This is a genomic window from Brevibacillus porteri (genome assembly GCF_003013475.1).
In the GTDB taxonomy this organism is placed as follows: Bacteria; Bacillota; Bacilli; order Brevibacillales; family Brevibacillaceae; genus Brevibacillus; species Brevibacillus porteri.
This window is the reverse complement of sequence record NZ_PXZO01000076.1, coordinates 1-15,574: the sequence shown is the minus strand read 5'-3', so window position 1 is coordinate 15,574 and position 15,574 is coordinate 1. Positions and strand designations below refer to the sequence as shown.

Annotated in this window: 25 protein-coding genes; 3 read left to right on the top strand and 22 right to left on the bottom strand. The window is 42.5% G+C overall.

Annotation, left to right across the window (positions count from 1 at the left end; translation table 11 throughout):
* The first annotated feature begins 118 nt into the window (after positions 1 to 118).
* The gene (locus C7R92_RS31420; protein WP_106836847.1) at positions 119 to 616 is read left to right on the top strand and encodes a hypothetical protein; all 498 of its coding nucleotides are present in this window, start codon (positions 119 to 121) and stop codon (positions 614 to 616) included.
* 41 nt (positions 617 to 657) lie between these two features.
* Here the strand turns inward: C7R92_RS31420 and C7R92_RS33335 are convergent, their stop codons facing one another.
* The 22 genes from C7R92_RS33335 to C7R92_RS31325 form a co-directional block, all read right to left on the bottom strand.
* Positions 658 to 1,080 carry a hypothetical protein gene (locus C7R92_RS33335; protein ID WP_328139141.1) on the bottom strand — a complete coding sequence of 141 codons (423 nt, stop codon included), beginning with the start codon at positions 1,078 to 1,080 and terminating at the stop codon, positions 658 to 660.
* Complete coding sequence (locus C7R92_RS33330; protein WP_328140987.1) at positions 1,058 to 1,483, bottom strand: ATP-dependent DNA ligase; 426 nt, start codon at positions 1,481 to 1,483, stop codon at positions 1,058 to 1,060. Before C7R92_RS33330 ends, C7R92_RS33335 begins: the two co-directional genes overlap by 23 nt.
* 221 nt (positions 1,484 to 1,704) lie before the next feature.
* Positions 1,705 to 2,253: a hypothetical protein gene (locus tag C7R92_RS31410; RefSeq protein WP_106836846.1), complete on the bottom strand. Its 549-nt coding sequence runs from the start codon at positions 2,251 to 2,253 to the stop codon at positions 1,705 to 1,707.
* A gap of 77 nt (positions 2,254 to 2,330) precedes the next feature.
* Positions 2,331 to 3,170 carry a hypothetical protein gene (locus C7R92_RS31405; RefSeq protein ID WP_106836845.1) on the bottom strand — a complete coding sequence of 280 codons (840 nt, stop codon included), beginning with the start codon at positions 3,168 to 3,170 and terminating at the stop codon, positions 2,331 to 2,333.
* A 255-nt stretch (positions 3,171 to 3,425) separates the two neighbouring features.
* On the bottom strand, positions 3,426 to 3,575 hold the full coding sequence (locus C7R92_RS32175) for a hypothetical protein (RefSeq protein ID WP_158265788.1): 150 nt from the start codon (positions 3,573 to 3,575) through the stop codon (positions 3,426 to 3,428).
* A 5-nt stretch (positions 3,576 to 3,580) separates the two neighbouring features.
* Positions 3,581 to 4,891, bottom strand: coding sequence for a glucosaminidase domain-containing protein (locus C7R92_RS31400; RefSeq protein WP_106836844.1), 1,311 nt, complete (start codon positions 4,889 to 4,891; stop codon positions 3,581 to 3,583).
* Positions 4,892 to 4,906: 15 nt separating this feature from the next.
* Positions 4,907 to 5,374, bottom strand: coding sequence for a phage holin family protein (locus C7R92_RS31395; RefSeq protein WP_106836843.1), 468 nt, complete (start codon positions 5,372 to 5,374; stop codon positions 4,907 to 4,909).
* A gap of 86 nt (positions 5,375 to 5,460) precedes the next feature.
* On the bottom strand, positions 5,461 to 5,598 hold the full coding sequence (locus tag C7R92_RS32535; protein ID WP_167403246.1) for a CD1375 family protein: 138 nt from the start codon (positions 5,596 to 5,598) through the stop codon (positions 5,461 to 5,463).
* A complete protein-coding gene (locus C7R92_RS31390; protein WP_106836842.1) occupies positions 5,598 to 5,978 on the bottom strand; it encodes a hypothetical protein in 381 nt (126 codons plus the stop codon). The genes C7R92_RS32535 and C7R92_RS31390 overlap by 1 nt, the downstream gene beginning before the upstream one ends.
* A 14-nt stretch (positions 5,979 to 5,992) precedes the next feature.
* The gene (locus tag C7R92_RS31385; protein WP_106836841.1) at positions 5,993 to 7,060 is read right to left on the bottom strand and encodes an NHL repeat-containing protein; all 1,068 of its coding nucleotides are present in this window, start codon (positions 7,058 to 7,060) and stop codon (positions 5,993 to 5,995) included.
* Positions 7,057 to 8,064, bottom strand: a complete 1,008-nt coding sequence (locus C7R92_RS31380; RefSeq protein ID WP_106836840.1) for a phage tail protein — start codon at positions 8,062 to 8,064, stop codon at positions 7,057 to 7,059. The genes C7R92_RS31385 and C7R92_RS31380 overlap by 4 nt, the downstream gene beginning before the upstream one ends.
* Positions 8,065 to 8,628: a phage tail protein I gene (locus C7R92_RS31375; RefSeq protein WP_106836839.1), complete on the bottom strand. Its 564-nt coding sequence runs from the start codon at positions 8,626 to 8,628 to the stop codon at positions 8,065 to 8,067. It abuts the gene before it with no gap.
* Entirely contained in the window at positions 8,621 to 9,733 is a 1,113-nt protein-coding gene (locus tag C7R92_RS31370) for a baseplate assembly protein (RefSeq protein ID WP_208636252.1), read from the bottom strand. The genes C7R92_RS31375 and C7R92_RS31370 overlap by 8 nt, the downstream gene beginning before the upstream one ends.
* On the bottom strand, positions 9,720 to 10,037 hold the full coding sequence (locus tag C7R92_RS31365; protein ID WP_106836838.1) for a GPW/gp25 family protein: 318 nt from the start codon (positions 10,035 to 10,037) through the stop codon (positions 9,720 to 9,722). Before C7R92_RS31365 ends, C7R92_RS31370 begins: the two co-directional genes overlap by 14 nt.
* A gap of 144 nt (positions 10,038 to 10,181) precedes the next feature.
* The gene (locus tag C7R92_RS31360; protein ID WP_106836837.1) at positions 10,182 to 10,850 is read right to left on the bottom strand and encodes a hypothetical protein; all 669 of its coding nucleotides are present in this window, start codon (positions 10,848 to 10,850) and stop codon (positions 10,182 to 10,184) included.
* Positions 10,851 to 10,883: 33 nt separating this feature from the next.
* Entirely contained in the window at positions 10,884 to 11,420 is a 537-nt protein-coding gene (locus C7R92_RS31355; RefSeq protein ID WP_106836836.1) for a papain-like cysteine protease family protein, read from the bottom strand.
* 232 nt (positions 11,421 to 11,652) lie between these two features.
* Complete coding sequence (locus C7R92_RS31350; RefSeq protein ID WP_106836835.1) at positions 11,653 to 11,832, bottom strand: hypothetical protein; 180 nt, start codon at positions 11,830 to 11,832, stop codon at positions 11,653 to 11,655.
* A 5-nt stretch (positions 11,833 to 11,837) separates the two neighbouring features.
* Positions 11,838 to 12,239: a phage tail protein gene (locus C7R92_RS31345; RefSeq protein ID WP_106836834.1), complete on the bottom strand. Its 402-nt coding sequence runs from the start codon at positions 12,237 to 12,239 to the stop codon at positions 11,838 to 11,840.
* Complete coding sequence (locus C7R92_RS31340) at positions 12,209 to 12,682, bottom strand: phage baseplate assembly protein V (RefSeq protein WP_208636251.1); 474 nt, start codon at positions 12,680 to 12,682, stop codon at positions 12,209 to 12,211. The genes C7R92_RS31345 and C7R92_RS31340 overlap by 31 nt, the downstream gene beginning before the upstream one ends.
* Positions 12,682 to 13,698, bottom strand: a complete 1,017-nt coding sequence (locus C7R92_RS31335) for a phage late control D family protein (protein WP_106836833.1) — start codon at positions 13,696 to 13,698, stop codon at positions 12,682 to 12,684. The genes C7R92_RS31340 and C7R92_RS31335 overlap by 1 nt, the downstream gene beginning before the upstream one ends.
* Complete coding sequence (locus tag C7R92_RS31330) at positions 13,698 to 13,910, bottom strand: tail protein X (RefSeq protein WP_106836832.1); 213 nt, start codon at positions 13,908 to 13,910, stop codon at positions 13,698 to 13,700. Before C7R92_RS31330 ends, C7R92_RS31335 begins: the two co-directional genes overlap by 1 nt.
* Complete coding sequence (locus C7R92_RS31325; RefSeq protein WP_146147645.1) at positions 13,907 to 14,467, bottom strand: lysozyme family protein; 561 nt, start codon at positions 14,465 to 14,467, stop codon at positions 13,907 to 13,909. The genes C7R92_RS31330 and C7R92_RS31325 overlap by 4 nt, the downstream gene beginning before the upstream one ends.
* Before the next feature lie 35 nt (positions 14,468 to 14,502).
* Between C7R92_RS31325 and C7R92_RS33060 the strand changes: the two genes are divergently transcribed.
* Together C7R92_RS33060 and C7R92_RS33055 are read left to right on the top strand one after the other, a co-directional pair.
* Positions 14,503 to 14,697 (top strand): N-terminal phage integrase SAM-like domain-containing protein, encoded by a 195-nt coding sequence (locus C7R92_RS33060; protein WP_244195885.1) that lies wholly within the window; start codon positions 14,503 to 14,505, stop codon positions 14,695 to 14,697.
* The gene (locus tag C7R92_RS33055) at positions 14,660 to 15,409 is read left to right on the top strand and encodes a site-specific integrase (RefSeq protein ID WP_328140989.1); all 750 of its coding nucleotides are present in this window, start codon (positions 14,660 to 14,662) and stop codon (positions 15,407 to 15,409) included. Before C7R92_RS33060 ends, C7R92_RS33055 begins: the two co-directional genes overlap by 38 nt.
* The last annotated feature ends 165 nt before the right edge of the window (positions 15,410 to 15,574 follow it).

Genomic DNA, 15,574 nt, shown 5'->3' with positions numbered 1-15,574 from the left:
TCTCTAGGGGGCTATAGAGGTACCCTTCGGTAAAGACATACCTAAGTTTCCATGGTAGTAATTAATTAATTGGCTATTCCTGTGCAAACGTTGGCTTAAAAGTAGGGAGGTTTAATTTTTGTCGGATGATTATACTAGATATCTATGCGAGTTATACTTTAATGACTTTCCAAATCATAATGACATAAAAAAAGTAGTCATTAATGTATTGGGCGACAGCATGCCCATGTACAACGAAATAGATATAATGGAATTGAGCGGGGAGAAGATTGGTTTTAAGTTGTATATAAGACTACCCCAAACTTCTTCCACTCTATTACGAGAAAAATTGAACAGTATTAACGTGATATTTGATGATATTTTTCATCGAGATTTACGGCACTACCATCTGGAAATTGATCACAACGGAAAAGAGCATGTGGGAATCGCCATTGAATTAGAAGATGATTCGTGGGATCTTTACTATGAGGAAGGCTCATTAGAAGAGAAACTACGGCAATCAGATGAATACCCTGTTGTAGATGGCTACGGATTCCTGCTTGGAAAAATTGAAGCATCCGAAATTAAGCAAGCCCCTGAGATTTTCAAAAAGATTGTAGTTTCAATATCTGGGTAAAAATTGCAAGAACCCGTCCTTAAATACAGGGGCGGGTTTTGTTATGTGGTCAGTACAAAATCAACGAATACTGGAGAACGAAGCATGCCGCTCTTTGTCCAGTTCCGCATTTTGACGCGTGCTTTTATTTGAGGCTGGATGTAAACATAATCGCGATCCTCGCCAGTAATCAACTGTTTCGCAACGCCGTAAAACGCCTTCTTATGAGTAGGTGGCACACCAAGCTCAATGACACCTGCAGGCCGACCATTATAGTGTGCGAGCCAGCCAAAATCCCCTTTGCTGTAACCAGCGATCTGAACATCCACATACGTATAGTTGATGATCTTGACGAAATCGTCAGTCCGCTTATCTGCATGGTATCGCCCGTCTTTTCGTTTTGCGACTATGCCCTCCATATCTCTGGCAACAATAGCGTCCCATAAGTCCTCGCCTCGACCGTCAATGTACGCAATTTTGCTCATCGTTGGAGTATTCCGATATTGCCTGATCAAGGACGGCTTTTCGCTCCATTAGGGTAAGCCCTCTTAGGTCGGCCCCATCAAAATGTAGGATATCAAATACAACGTAGGAAATCGGCAGCCGTGATCGTTTCGACTGGAATCGCTGCATAGTCAGCTCAAAGTCCGGGATTCCTGTGTCTGGGTCCATTACGACAAGCTCGCCGTCCAATATGATGTCAGGACCATTTGTTATGAGTTCAGGGTACTTCGCCGTGACATCATTGTTGTGTCTTGTATAGAGTCGCGTCTCGCCGTTTCTTCGGGATAGAATCAGGCGATGGCCATCTATTTTAGGCTCGAAGACGTAGCGTCCATCAGAGAAGGGCTTATCGACTTGTTCGAGTAACATCGGAGAAATAAACATTGTTGTCACCTCAATACTAAAAAATCCCCGACGAACATGTCGAGGAGAAAATGTAAGGTTATTGGTCGTTGTATATATTTTAGTATATACGATCTGATATACTCAACAATCAGATATTTACAATTACTTCGTCACGCTAATAAGGTCCTCAACGTTAAAAAGCGGTCCATGATAATTAAAGTATATTTACGCTGGGGAATTAATTATTAGTTATTCACGTCTTAGCATTTCTCAAGTTGCTGTACAAGTTTGCTAAAACGAGTATGCATTCTAGTAACAGATTCATCTTTGTGCCCATAACGACCCATTGTAGTGTAATAATCTAATCCGCCGTTAACTAAAGAAAGAAGAAATTCTTGTCTTGGAAGTTCCATTTCCACTTGAACTTTATTCCTCTTTGTTACGGTAAATAACACCTTATCAATACCTTTGCTCTCTAGTGAAATGTTAGCTTGGAAGTGAACTGTTTCTTCTGTTGCCTTCTCATTATTAAATAGGAAGTTCTCAATTAAAGTACAGAAAGATATCCACAGGTTTAAGTCATAATATGTATAATTAAAGATAACTGTATCCCTATTTTTTATTACTATTGCTTCTCGAAAAAATTTAGTATACGTTTCGAAATAGTGCTTAACTTCGTTCTCATTACGAATATCTACAAATGAATGATCAACCTTTTCCAGAATAATATCTTTGTTCACATGGTCAATATTGAGCTCTAAACCTATGGCTCTATTCGGCTTTAATAAATATGTATGAACACTAAACATCTTATGTTCCCCCAGAATGAAAATTTTCGAAAAAGTAGTCCCAGTTAAATAACTGGGACTACTTTTATTACCCAAATTTATTCTACTTCATTCCAACCATTTGGATATAGTGTAATAACTTTATTACCACTCACTATTAGCTTATATTCTTTATCCTTATGATATCCAACATAAGCTATTCTGTCGTCATTATTATAATTTTTCAGCATCTCTTCTTTATTATCAACTTTACTAGTACTATAATTAACAATTTTATGAACAATCGTTTCTATTTCTTTTATTTCTGTATCTGGATCAAACATTGATAAAGTATCATCACTGTTATGACCGCCATCATTTGTCCAATATTTTGGATGGTGCCTTGCAAGAATATGTGTCAGTCCATATGTATCAGGATCTCCAAATTCTAAGTAAATATATTTACCACTTGCAAGACGAGTTGAATCTAAATCTGTATCCTCTTTTACATCGTCCCACCTATCATAATCTCTAGGACTGAGATCATCCTCATATACTTTCTCAACTGCTTTTTTCACAAAAGACTCGCTTACACTCTCAAACTTTTCTTCATACTTTTTATATTTCCAATACATAATTGATCCTCTTATTAAAATCCTGACAATAACACCAACTGCTCTTAATTCTGGTTGCTCCGCTTCTTCTTCAGATAGAGCTTCTTCCTCTGTTGCAGCTTCTTCTGTTGCAGCTTCTTCCTCTGTTGCAGCTTCTTCCTCTGTTGCAGCTTCTTCTTCTGTTGCAGCTTCTTCTTCTGTTAGCTCGACTTGTTGACTCTTCTTTGCTAACTTAGAAACTTCGCCTCGCTCTTCTGCATAAGCTGCTGCAGTTGGCGTAAGAATTGCTACAGTGGTTAAGGATAAAGCTAATACTATGCTATTTATCTTTTTAATAAAACTCACAATTTCACCTCTAGTATAATTAAGATAGATTTAGGTGAACACCAATCGCATGCATGCTTTAGAATTATATAAAACAAAACCAATACTGGCAATATATAGATATAATTTTTTTTTTATATCCTACTACCATTTGACAATCTGGCTTGAGTTTCCTCCTTCCTAAGCTTCTTGAAACGTGTTGTTTAAACTCAATTTGCTTTTAAAAAAACCCTCCCCCGTTTAACCGGAAGGAGGGCTGTCGCTTTTAGAATGCAGCTAGTAGTAACTCAAAAGCCTGCTGGATCGCCTTGGCTGGATCGCCTTGGCTTGCTCATCTGTCAGTAATCCGTACCCTGCTCCTACAATTGCAAGGGCTCCTCCAACGATCATCAAAACTCCCTGTTTCTTTTTGTTTGTTTTATCCATGAAACTCATCCTTTCAGTTTTACGGTCCTGGTTTCTTGGATCCACTCCACCTGCATGGCAAGTGCTGCAGCAATCTCTCGAGCCGGTGCATAGGACGTTCCAGCTCCGATAGTGACGGTCAGCTGCTTGCCGTTAACAGTCACGGCCTTGTTGTCAGGGCACCAGCCTGGCGTGACACCTGCAGCCTCTGAAACTGCTCGTACTGGCAGGGTTGATACGCCATTGTTGAGGTATCCTTGCACTGGCAGCGCTTTGCCATTGACCTCAATGGAAACTTTATCCACAGGTTTATCAACAGGTTTTTTATCTGGTTGTGGATTTTCTGCGGGTGACTTGTAAGGAACGCCAATAAAGTCGCAGAAATTTTTCACAATCGACTCAGACCATATCTTCCAGTCCCTCTGAATTTGCTCTACATCATCCTGCTTCGAGTCAATGAAGCCATATTCGACAATGACTGTCTCTACATTCCCGGTTTGGCGATGCATGAAGTAATAGTCGTAATTCGGTTTGCCCTGTCTAGAAAAAACACGTCTGACATTTTGTCCAGACGTGCTAAGAGCTTCTGCTATTTTATTTGCAAGTTTACCATCAGAATGGATAGAGTAGATCGTCTCAGCTCCATCACCTCCGCCCGCATTAATGTGATTGGAGATACAAAACTTGGCTCCGCTTTCTCGAACCAGTTTTGTTCGTCGTTCTGGCGTCAGTGCGATATCGGATGCGCGTGTAAGAATCACTGGTACACCTAACGACTGAAACCTTGCGTATTGATACAAGCTAATTTGTAAGTTGAGGTCTTTTTCTTTGAGTCCATTTGCACCGACTACTCCGGGGTCACTTCCACCGTGTCCTGGATCAATAATGAGTATGGGGAGTGGCATGATTTGTCCTCCTTGTAAATCGTACTGATAAAGCTTGTACTTCTCGATCCGCTTGATTAGCTCTTGAGCATAATTAGGATCGGTTGCATATTCTGCGTCTTGTACGGCGTGGCAAGCAGCTATGTAGCTTGCACCCACCACCTTTGCGTATTTGGGTTCTAACAGTTTGGCTGTATGATCCTCTATGCTTTCCTGCCAAGTGTTGTACTTCCGGAAATCTGATGATTTTTCGATTCTCTTGCTGTCTACATATTCTGGTGAGACCTTTTGATAGATGCCTGCGGGTCCTGTTCCTTTGATTCCAAACAGGTTGTTTGCTTTTGTTGCCAACTCGGATGTTCCCCATCCTGATTCCAGGATGGCCTGTGCTATTGTCAAAGAAGCCGGCACACCGCTGCGCTTCATTTCCTCTTGTGCGAGCGATTTTTTCAATAAAGGATTGTTGGCTCATTGTTGTTTACCACCTAGATACTTGTCCTTGTCTTGTCTACGCTTCATTGCTCTTGCAAGCTTGTGTTCTACCTCATCTGACACAGCGTTCATGGCCCACCCGGGTACCCATTTATCCCACCCTGCGCGTATAACGTTGGCAGTCATGCTCTTCCAGATATGCAGACCAAATGCAGCGAGTAGAAACCCAAATGCGGTTCCTGGCATACCTGCTACATTATCTACAAGGTTTCCGATTGCTGGCATAAGGAGAATGAACGTAGTTCGAAATGCACCGTTTATGCCATACTCAGAGGCGTAAGAACCGTCTATTTTCGATGCTCGGAATCCAGCGATCCAATCCATGGTAATGAGTAATCCAAAAAGGGTCATCGCAAGGTATCTAGCCGGGCCCTCGCCATAAAGGAAATGAAAAGCTGATAGTAAAAAAGCGCCGATTACGCCCGATAAAAACCATTCTTTCAAGTTAACCGCCTTCTCTCAAAAAAAATTAGGGAGCCGCATTAGCAGCTCCCATGAAAAAACGCCTCTTCGCTTTTGGAGAAGGGCGTTTAAACTGTAGGCTTTTCGATTTGCTGAACAAGATACTCTGCAACAGGAACCTTGTATTCCTCTGGGAGTGACTTAATTTCACGGCGTTTTGTTTCAATCAGAAAGGCATACACCTTAACCATGTAATCCTTTACCATTATGCTTGTCCTCCTTTTAGGGCTTCGACTTCTTGTTTAAGCAGCATAATTTCCTCTCCCTGATAAGCAATTGCATCGTGTGCATCTGTTAGTGCTGCTTTTTGTTGTTCAACAACGGTCTTAAGTTCATCATCAGTGGTTCGCTCGACAGGTATATCGACGTATTCGTACCAAAACTTTTTGGTAGTCGGATTGAAATACAACTGTGCTGACTTACCGTGCTGAGAACTTGCAGCAGGTATTTCTTCAACGAGCTCCCCCGTTTTAAGCGATTCTTCTTCACTTTTTTGTAATCCATTGATCGGATCAAAAGGGTTTGAATGGATAAACACCACTTTTGCACGCACACTAGATTCAGCGACAAACTCCACGTATTTCATACCATTCACTCCTTTCAATTAAGAATTTTAAACGTTTCACGCAAACAAACAGGCGTTGGAACGGTGGAGTCTTTGTGGGACATAAATACGTCACCGTTGGGAGAAGTTATAACACCGAATTTCCTACCTGCTGGCCTGATTGCTTTTAAAAGTGTACCGGTTAAAGCATTAAGCTTTTCTAATCTATCATCTCTAACGTACCCAGTAACAGCCGATGTCGAGTATAAAAACTTCCCATCCTTAGAAACAGCTATGGATGATGTTTCCACGCTCGACAGGTAGGTCCAACGGATACTGCCACTTAGGTTAAGTGAAACGATTTTGTAACCTGAATCGTAGCCACTGGAATACACATTGCCTTCCGCATCGACATCCAACCCCTTTCCAAGAGGAACTAATCTTTTGTAGTACTCCGTTGCATTTGACGTGTTTATGCGGTGAATGTATCCTGTTTGGGCAGCAACATACAATGAGCCGTTTGCATGAGCAATCAGCGAAGGAACAGAGAAAGAATACCCTAGTTGGTATGTCCATTCGACAGTTTTACTCGATAAGTTTGTTTTCCTAATTTCTGCTGTTGAAGCCGACCGTTTACACTCTGCAATATACAGGACATCTGCCACTGACTGATCAACGGCAAAATTCCAGTAATCGCTCTCTGTTTGACCGACTTGAAAATCTTTTCCAATTTCAATGGCACCAGTTGATTTATTGACTTTGAAAAAACCAACATAATAGTTGAAATCTTTCTTTTGAAACGCTAACTGAATCCATGGAGTATCGTCTTTGCCCATTACCACTCGCATAATACTAGGGTGATTTAGTGCCTCTGTTGGGTATATTCTCGCCCTCCAAATTTCATTGAGTTGAGAGTCGTATTTAATAAGGTTATTGCCGCTGGAAGATACGTCAGAGATATAAAGATTCCCCAACGAGTCTACCGCCCTTACCCATGATGCCTCTTCCCCGAAAGTAAATAGAACATGCGGCACGTTCAGATTCGAAACCCCAATAGTCCCGCCAATCTTGTACTTGCCCAAGCCTATGCCATGATCACGTAGTACATCACCAAAATTATTCATCGGAGCACCTCGTTTACAGGGTTTCGCTGGGCATCGTAGGTGATGTCCCACACTTCTGTCCGTCTGACAGTCGTTCCATTAGTCCCATAAAAGGTTCGTGTATCGACCGTGTAGTTGTCACCTACTTTGCTAGATAGAACAGACTTCATAAATAAAGTACCGTCTTTTCGTTTGTATTCTACACTCGTGTACACCTGTGAAACCGCATCAAATCCGCTACGGTATTTCCTAAAAGACTGATTGCTATCTTTATCCTCTGAGGACATAAAGCCATCAGCTGTTGCTGTCGCCCGTGCATGAGCACTGCCACCTGCTCCCACATGATTAAAAGGAGCATACAAGGTATCAGCAGTTCCTTTTTTGATTGCATCCTTTTGTATGCTATCTAGCTTGATCTTGTCTGACACACTCATAAATCCGGGCAACGATGTCGTAGTATTATTATGGGTGTGATCCGCTTTAGCAGCCCCTACCTGTTCTGCCGTTACCTTATGCGGATTGTCTTGCCTGTTTGCGTGGACGTTCACTTTGTCCTGAGCGCCTTCTGGCGTTTCCCAGATCAGAGAAGTATCCAAGACAGCACTAACATTTGGCGCATTGCCAATAATCATGACAACATCGAATGTTTTTTCGATGAGTTCACTTCCGCCATTTGCTGGGATGAACTCTGCAGTAGGTCCGCCATTTGCGTAACCGTACAAGATTTCTCCTTCAGTTGGATCCTGAGCAAATAGCCCGATTTCGCGGAAATAAAACCCCGTGGTTAAATCTTTGTTACTGATGACTGTTCCAGCGACTGCTTTTCCGCCTGGCATTGTCTTCAGTTTTGCGATTCCAAGCGACTGTTTTTGATTAATTAAAGCATTAAGGTCAACAATACTTTGACCGCTCAGTTGGCCATCCCCCATGCCGAAACGGGTAAATTTTAATTCCACGCCTGTCTGAGCTTTTGCCTGTAAATTTCGTCCTTTGTTCGTTAAGGTGATACCACCAAAAGCCCCCATCTAATTCACCTGCCACAATGTAATCTTATCGCCCGTGTGAATGATTCCTGCAAAATACAGATTAAGATCTTCTACTTGCGATATCTCGATTTTTTCAAGCCATGAGCGAGTGTTCTTTACGGAATTGAGCGCCCGCGTAAACATGAGTGCTTGTTCCGTCGTTACATCTCGATTGTTGGTGATCACTTTGAAATAATAAGGCTGGCCACCGTACTCAAACCATTCCTCTACCCGACCATCGCCAAAAACTGTGGTAATCAGCTCCTCCACAGCTGCAGGAGTTCCTTTTGTCCGATGCCACGGTATACTGTTTTTCACTAATAGGCGGCGCACTTCCAGGGGCAATTCCGGATCGTAGAAGTCAACGTGTAATTCCCACGCCAGATGGTCCACCAGTTCGGAGGAAAGGTGATCGATATTCCGTAGCAGCATGCATAGCTTCGCCTCTCTAAATAGGGATTGCAGCTCAGGAGTGAATGCCTTGGCCATCGCGACCATATCCTTGTCGTTCTTGAGACTGTCAGGCAGGATGTCGAGTAGGGAGATATTGTAGATATCAATCATCTTCCAGCCCTCCATAGGTTACTGAGACCACATTTTCTTTTGCGACTTGGTAGGGTTCAAGTTTTTGATAGGCAGGCAGTGTTACTATGACCCGTTTTGCACCTGCATTCTTTATTCGGGCAATCAATTCAGAAGAATCGATGTCTCTGCCAAGCTTCGATTTTTGCCATAGCTTGTAAGCCTCGATAGCTTGCTGTACGTCTGTTTGGATGCTCGTAGCTATTGTACTTTTATCAATGGCGATCCAATAAGTCACCTTTAGGTCGTAATGCACGATTTCCGGCGCGATTACTTGGACCTGATCGGTTAATGGCCGGACTTTCCGGTCATTGCATTTCTCCTGAACCATATCCAAAATCTCTTGTCCCGGAATATTTCCCCCTTTCAACAAGGGACGGATCTCCACGACTCCAGGAGACGGGCTTCTCACCGATACATCCACAATCAACGAGCTTGCCGTTCGCGCCCAATAAATATAGGCTCCATCCGGTCCAGCAACTGAAAACTTTTCAGGAGCCTGACGGATACGATCTGCATAGGGATCATCTTCCTCCCAATCTGCGCCGCCTTCACTTTTCGTGAGGTTTTCCACCTTTGCCACCCAACGGAGTGGGTCAACCAATTGATTCAACTCGCCAGGCACATATCCATTGCCAGAATCCCCAGCCTCTGTACACCAGACCTCTACATCCACAAATAACTGGCCAATCTGGACTGGCATGTCTTGCTGAACAGCAAAAAAGACGCCGTCACCAGCTGTAACTCGCGTCCCCTTCGGTATTGTTTGAGGTTGTGCAACAGAAAGATGGAACCGCTGAGTAGTCTTCGCGAATGAAGGTTCCAGACGTGGTGTATCGCTGGGAACACCAAGGTGATCGAGATTATCACTGATCGCATAGGCTAACAAGGTTTGCTTGGCTGCAAAGTCAATATTGCTTCTTTGCTGCGCCAAAAGAGCAATGATCACCTGCATAAATTTCCGCCGTGGATCAGCAGGTACAAGCTTGATTTTGGTTTCCGATTCAAAAATAGCTACCGCTTCATTCTCAATTTTCTCTGGAGATTTCTCTACAATGGTGATATCGGGCATATTAAATCGTGCCATCGCGAATCCTCACTTTCACTCGCGGTTTCAACAGTCCTTCGAGACCATCTCCCTCAAACTTAACACTGACCACTTCCGCACGCGGTTCGTTGGTGTGGATAGCCTCAGTGATCCTTGCTGCTGTTCGAGCTTGTGCAATTGGTAACGGGGAATCGACATCAGGACTCCAAGCAAAGCCGCGATCCATTGGGCAAGAGTAGGCTGGTGAGGCCATAATCATACGGATATTCTGTATAATCGCATGTGGTCCGTCCGCTCCAAAATCAATTGGGTTTTGATCTGTTGTCACTTCGTATTCTGTCATCCTGCTCACCTACTCTCTGGTATTGGTAGTACTTTCCATCCCCTGTCGAAATTGTTCGTTCTCGAACCGTACCAGTTCAACCGGAATGTTGCATGAGTAAGAAAATATTAAAGGCCGAGGTTGTAATAACCCCGACCACGTTTTTTACTTATTGGATGAATCAGCTGGAATAATATTCCCTAGTGATTCTACTGAACCACCATATTGACCTTTAGGGATTTCGGCATTCTCTTTAAGTTTTTCAATAATTGTAGAAGCTGAATATTCTTCATGTGGACTCAAATCAAAAATAGATGCTGTGAAATTGCTTAAATAAATGGATTCAGTGTTTTCATCTACAATTAAGAAAGCCCCTCCACCTCGTGCTTCAAAGTAGTATATCTCACTAGTGCGGTCAAGTTCTATAGAATTATATAACTTATACATTTCTTCTCCATATTCTGGCGCACCCATTGTGAGAGGTTCTGTTTCATTTGCAATAATAATTCCTTCAGCTTGTTTGCCATTCATCATAAAAGATAATTTTTCTTTATTATCTACTAGTAAATCTTTAAGGTTTTCTCCATCGTAATCCAAAATTTCCTGAGCAGGTAATAAATTAAATTTCGGTACTGAAAAATTGGAAACAGTTAATTCATCGAGAGAACTGCTTTTTAAGGCACTAGATTTATTCATACTATTCTTATTTTGCATTATTCTTTTATAATCATTCAAAGCTTTATTAGTACCAGTTTCAGAGGCAAAGCTATTTCCAACTATCCCAAAACTCAACGCTAAAAGTCCTGCTATAATTATACCTTTTGTTGGTTTCATATTATGTCTCTCCTTATAGATATTATATGTCCCTTACTTAGAAAAATTATAAATCGATTCAAACCATTCTTGACTGGAGTTATCCTTAAAAGATGAATACGATTTGACTACATGTGAACCCTTTGCTGGATCCATGTACTCAATATATTTTGATCTTCCATCCTCCTCATATCCATCAATAACGACCATATGACCTCCTCCATCTTTATATTGAATACCAGCTAAAACAGGGTCATCAGCATTCAGCTCACTTTTTAATTCGCTAAATGATAAACTGCCAGTTGCTGATGAATCTAGTCCATATTCTCTTAATCCTTCTTGCACCTCATCAACAGTAGCAGTCCTATTCACTACCTTTCCTTTAACAACCTTTACAATCCCATCTTGTATAGAAAATATATTGTAATAATCTAAGACAGATTGAGATGTTGCAGCCCAACACCAGTTTGTCTGACTTTGTTTAACATTCTTAACACCTAAAGATACGAAATTACTTGATGCACTAACAGGTGATACTACTGCCATGATTGCTAGTGGGACTGCAAGTAAAGATAAAATATGTTTTCTCATGGTTATCCTCCTACATATATGAAGTATCCGATGTGATTATTCATAATACAACAAATAATCACATTAAATTTATACCATAATTTAACTGGTAATTAAAACACTTTTTCCTATATTTTGGTTAATTTATCCTGAAAATAGTTGAATTTATATATTTTTGAACAAATTCTCCTTACTTTGTAAATTTGAGTTTTCTAGCTGTCCCCCTTGTAAGTGTCAAACTCAATGAGCCGTATTAACCCTTCTTATTTATTGCAACAATTTTGAGGTATTCTCCAATTTCAAGCAGGTCATCTAACGGCTTATCATTGATCAGGTCATACAATTTCAAAGCTACCTGACAATTATCTAAGCCTACTAGCTCTAACATTGTGACAGACGCCGTTTGTTTTGCGGTTTCTTTTTGCTCGTTCATCCCAATCACCTCCTCATGTACTCTTCCATGGTCACGTCAACCTCACCGATAAGGACACGACCTGCTCCATCAAACTGCTTCCACCCTTGCTTGACAGAAGTAATAACCCATTTATGCATGCCGATGGCCGTTCCACCAATGATGAGTGTTTCAGCCCGGCCCTCACGGCAAAGTGCAAGCAATCTATCCATCTCCGTCTTTGGATTCAGACCGAAACGAACATCAAATCGCATTTTAAAGCTGACTGTATCCAGCGCAGGCCCCGCAAACTCAGAGATCGGCTTACGACCAATAATTTCATGGGCTGTCCAGCGCCCCGAAGCAGAACGAGAGAATTCGTCAAAGGTTCGAATCCGGTCGGCAGAAACTTCAAAAATCAAGTCTCCAAAACTTCCGATGACCGCCATTCTGGTTCACCTCGCTGTGTCGTTTCGTTATAGGTCACCTTCGCGTTGTTTATGACAATATGACCGCCTTCAGGGTGCAGGAAATCGATCGTGAGGGTATGCGTTTCGCGGTCGTAGTCAATAAACGTACCGTCTCCAAACCGTATATGTCGCTTGTTTTCGTTCTTGATAGGGAGCTTATCTTCCAGTGAATATAGAGATCCCAAAATAAAGCCCTGAGCATTACCAATCGGGAGGAACAAGCAAAGCACTTGCTCCTCTGGATCAGGGAGCCAATAGTCTTTATTATGAAAAGAATTCTTCACGAGGACATCCAGGTCATAGGAGGTTAACTCATCCCGGTCGTCAAAAGTTACTTTTGCCGTACCCTTGCGATAGTCTACAGAGGAGACGATACCGACCCTGATGAGGTTTTTCAAAACAGATTGAACCATCCCTTGCATCAATATCCCTCCAAACATCTGCGCAACTGCAGCGAGGTATCATATCCGCTCTGTTGACTGTGTGTGGCTTGTGTGACAATGTACTTTCCGTCAAATAACCCGAAGTCATTCAAATCAAGGGTGATACCTGCAACATATAATGGATCTCCCACCACAGAAAGAGAGACTTTAACAGCGTTCTTGTTGGCTTCGCGTAGCTTTTTTTTCGCTAAGCGCATAGCTTCAGCGATGGATTCAACTTTCTGATTGATGAATAGCTCACGGCCGGTTTTAGGGGCATTCGGTGGCGTAAACACTGCCTTGATCTTCTTCTTTTTCTTTGGATCATGAAACTCAACTCGGCACGAGCGATACATACCGGTTGATGTCGTACTACCTTTGAAGCTTTTGATCGCTGCGTTCTTATTAATTGTGGTGATCGATGTCTGACGCTCGTATTTCGCTTCATCCAAGATGACCAAGTGCGTACCTGTGACCTTTACGCATAGCCCTGCATCATTACACAACCGAACAATAAAAGAAAGGTCTGTCTCTTCTGTTTGCTCGATCCTATCGTATTCAGGATTCTCGTCCACATCAAAAAGCAGCTTCAAACTTGCTTTCTTTGCCTTGTCTCCCGCGATGACGGAGAGTTTTGTTTTCTCCCACGCCTGGCTTTTTGCTTGTCCGCGCAAGGAAGAGGATTCCGGTACGGAAATCCCCTTTATCGTGACCTCGCTCGGTGGGAAGTTAAAATCGACCGTATCGATTTCAAATTGCCCCAAAGGGAGTTTATCGGACTTCCCTTCCGATTCAAAATTCTCGCGAATAATCGCACCTTTCAGGACTGCACCAGTACTTGGCATCCAAGAGCCGATCCATTTATGTGCCGTATCCACCAGCGTGATTTGAATATCATCTGCTTGCCCGCTGAGATTATCCGTATAAGTCCAACTCTTCAAATCCGGCTGCAGGTCTGCGGAGATATCCATGTTTTCATATTTGAGTTCCAAGTGTGTCCGGCGCGTATTGCTCATCAGTCTCCTCCTCTCTTCCACGGTGGTAGCGTCTCCGGTTCAGGTTCAGCTATTTCAGGGATGGCCAAGGTTATGCCACCAGAAAAAATGACCGTCTCGCGATGTTTGGGTTTGGCATCGATCAAGGCGGTCATGTGGTACTCACTGCCAAGCGTTTTGTAGGCGATTGTGTCCCACATATCGCCTTGAATGGTGTTGTATGTTTTCGTCACGCAAATACCACCCTCCCCATCTGGCGCTTGTATTCGTTGAACTCCCGTTCAAAGTCGCTCCGTGTTGCGTTTTCCATCTGCTTAACCGACGATTGGTCAGCGTTCCCATAAAAGTTATAGGTCGGAGAAAAAATAAAGTCGCCAACCGACGTCGATCCAGCAGCAGCTGTCGTCCCACCCACGCCCAACATTCGACTTGCGGTTGTCAAAAGATCAAGTGAGCGCTGTGAGTTATTAATCGGGATAATTACCTCACTGTCTCCGCCTTCGCCGATCCAAGCGAGTTCTGGTCGGCTGACAATGCCACCATTCGCGTATCCACCAATTTTAGGTATTTCCCCAATACTGAAACTAAAAGTTTGACCACCCATCCCAGGGACCCACTCAGGAACATCCATTTTGATCGAGTTAATACCCCTGATCGCTGCGTTGATCATATCGATTCCTGCGTTGATTGGTGCAGCAAGTGCAGCTCCTAATGTCTCAAAAATGCCAGTAAAGACTGTTTTTACACCCTGCCAGGCGACACCCCAGTTGCCTGTACAAAAATTTTGCATCAAAAGAACTTGGACCAAAAACGCGAGACATTTATATGGGCTACCTTAAAAGACGCATTCTTCCTGTTTTTGGGCATATGCGGTTAGATCAAATAAAACCGTTTCATATTGTGAGGTTCATTTCTGAATTGGGTGATTCGGGTAGCCGGCAAGATGGGCAGGAAGGATGTTTAGCGCCAGGAACAATTAGATATATTCCGTGTTATCAAAAATATTTTACAGCGGGCTGAGGAATGGAAAGTCATAAAAAAGAATCCAGCTTCTGATATTAGAAAGCCCAAAGAATCGTATAAAGATGTTGAGGTATACGATGAAAAAGATGTTGCTGTTCTCTTTGAAGCTCTGGAAAAGGAGCCTATACATTGGCGACTGTTGTTTACCTTCGCGATCACAACTGGCCTGCGCCGGGGAGAGATTATAGGCTTGGAATGGAAACATATCGACCTTGAAAACGGAACAATCGAAGTAAAACAGAGCATAACTATGCGGATCAACGGCGAAACAATCATCAATGAACCAAAAACAAAAAAATCAAAGCGGAAGATTAGCCTTCCTGATGCTTTGACTGATCAGTTAAAAGAATATTACCTTCATGCTCGTAAGATGCGATTACAGATGGGTGACAAGTGGAATGGTGGAAATCACTTTTTTGTATTTTGCAACCCTGACGGAAAACCATTTCATCCATCAACCCCATATTTACACTTTAGACGTTTTTTAAAAAACAATGGACTTCGATACATACGCTTCCATGCACTTCGCCACACGTCAGCATCCCTGTTAATCAGCCAAGGCGTTCACGCAAAGATAATCTCTGAACGTCTAGGACATGCCAGCATAACCACTACTATGAATATTTATGGACATGCTCTCCAAACCGCAGACAAAGAAGCAGCAAATAAATTTAACAATATCATCCCAATGAAGAATAAGAATGCATGAGGAGCAGCCACACAGCAGCTCCTTTTTTTCGTCAACAATCCGTCAACAACTCATATTTCACGCACTAAAAAACCCTTATGTATCAAGGGTTGAAGCTTGTTAGTATGTATCCGGAAAAAGTGGATAATCGGTAGAGCCAACAGGTTAATCGAGTAGGAGGGAGTG

What these genes read in the sequence shown, in the direction of transcription:
- C7R92_RS31350 (WP_106836835.1), bottom strand. Translation starts at nt 11,832, where the DNA reads ATGAACGAGCAAAAAGAAACCGCAAAACAAACGGCGTCTGTCACAATG.
- C7R92_RS32535 (WP_167403246.1), bottom strand. Translation starts at nt 5,598, where the DNA reads ATGGTAAAGGATTACATGGTTAAGGTGTATGCCTTTCTGATTGAAACA.
- C7R92_RS31335 (WP_106836833.1), bottom strand. Translation starts at nt 13,698, where the DNA reads ATGAGCAATACGCGCCGGACACACTTGGAACTCAAATATGAAAACATG.
- C7R92_RS33335 (WP_328139141.1), bottom strand. Translation starts at nt 1,080, where the DNA reads ATGAGCAAAATTGCGTACATTGACGGTCGAGGCGAGGACTTATGGGAC.
- C7R92_RS31410 (WP_106836846.1), bottom strand. Translation starts at nt 2,253, where the DNA reads ATGTTTAGTGTTCATACATATTTATTAAAGCCGAATAGAGCCATAGGT.
- C7R92_RS31340 (WP_208636251.1), bottom strand. Translation starts at nt 12,682, where the DNA reads ATGCAAGGGATGGTTCAATCTGTTTTGAAAAACCTCATCAGGGTCGGT.
- C7R92_RS33330 (WP_328140987.1), bottom strand. Translation starts at nt 1,483, where the DNA reads ATGTTTATTTCTCCGATGTTACTCGAACAAGTCGATAAGCCCTTCTCT.
- C7R92_RS32175 (WP_158265788.1), bottom strand. Translation starts at nt 3,575, where the DNA reads ATGGATAAAACAAACAAAAAGAAACAGGGAGTTTTGATGATCGTTGGA.
- C7R92_RS31355 (WP_106836836.1), bottom strand. Translation starts at nt 11,420, where the DNA reads ATGAGAAAACATATTTTATCTTTACTTGCAGTCCCACTAGCAATCATG.
- C7R92_RS31375 (WP_106836839.1), bottom strand. Translation starts at nt 8,628, where the DNA reads ATGATTGATATCTACAATATCTCCCTACTCGACATCCTGCCTGACAGT.
- C7R92_RS31390 (WP_106836842.1), bottom strand. Translation starts at nt 5,978, where the DNA reads ATGAAATACGTGGAGTTTGTCGCTGAATCTAGTGTGCGTGCAAAAGTG.
- C7R92_RS31360 (WP_106836837.1), bottom strand. Translation starts at nt 10,850, where the DNA reads ATGAAACCAACAAAAGGTATAATTATAGCAGGACTTTTAGCGTTGAGT.
- C7R92_RS33060 (WP_244195885.1), top strand. Translation starts at nt 14,503, where the DNA reads ATGGGCTACCTTAAAAGACGCATTCTTCCTGTTTTTGGGCATATGCGG.
- C7R92_RS31365 (WP_106836838.1), bottom strand. Translation starts at nt 10,037, where the DNA reads ATGACAGAATACGAAGTGACAACAGATCAAAACCCAATTGATTTTGGA.
- C7R92_RS31380 (WP_106836840.1), bottom strand. Translation starts at nt 8,064, where the DNA reads ATGGGGGCTTTTGGTGGTATCACCTTAACGAACAAAGGACGAAATTTA.
- C7R92_RS31385 (WP_106836841.1), bottom strand. Translation starts at nt 7,060, where the DNA reads ATGAATAATTTTGGTGATGTACTACGTGATCATGGCATAGGCTTGGGC.
- C7R92_RS31345 (WP_106836834.1), bottom strand. Translation starts at nt 12,239, where the DNA reads ATGGCGGTCATCGGAAGTTTTGGAGACTTGATTTTTGAAGTTTCTGCC.
- C7R92_RS31325 (WP_146147645.1), bottom strand. Translation starts at nt 14,467, where the DNA reads ATGCAAAATTTTTGTACAGGCAACTGGGGTGTCGCCTGGCAGGGTGTA.
- C7R92_RS31370 (WP_208636252.1), bottom strand. Translation starts at nt 9,733, where the DNA reads ATGGCACGATTTAATATGCCCGATATCACCATTGTAGAGAAATCTCCA.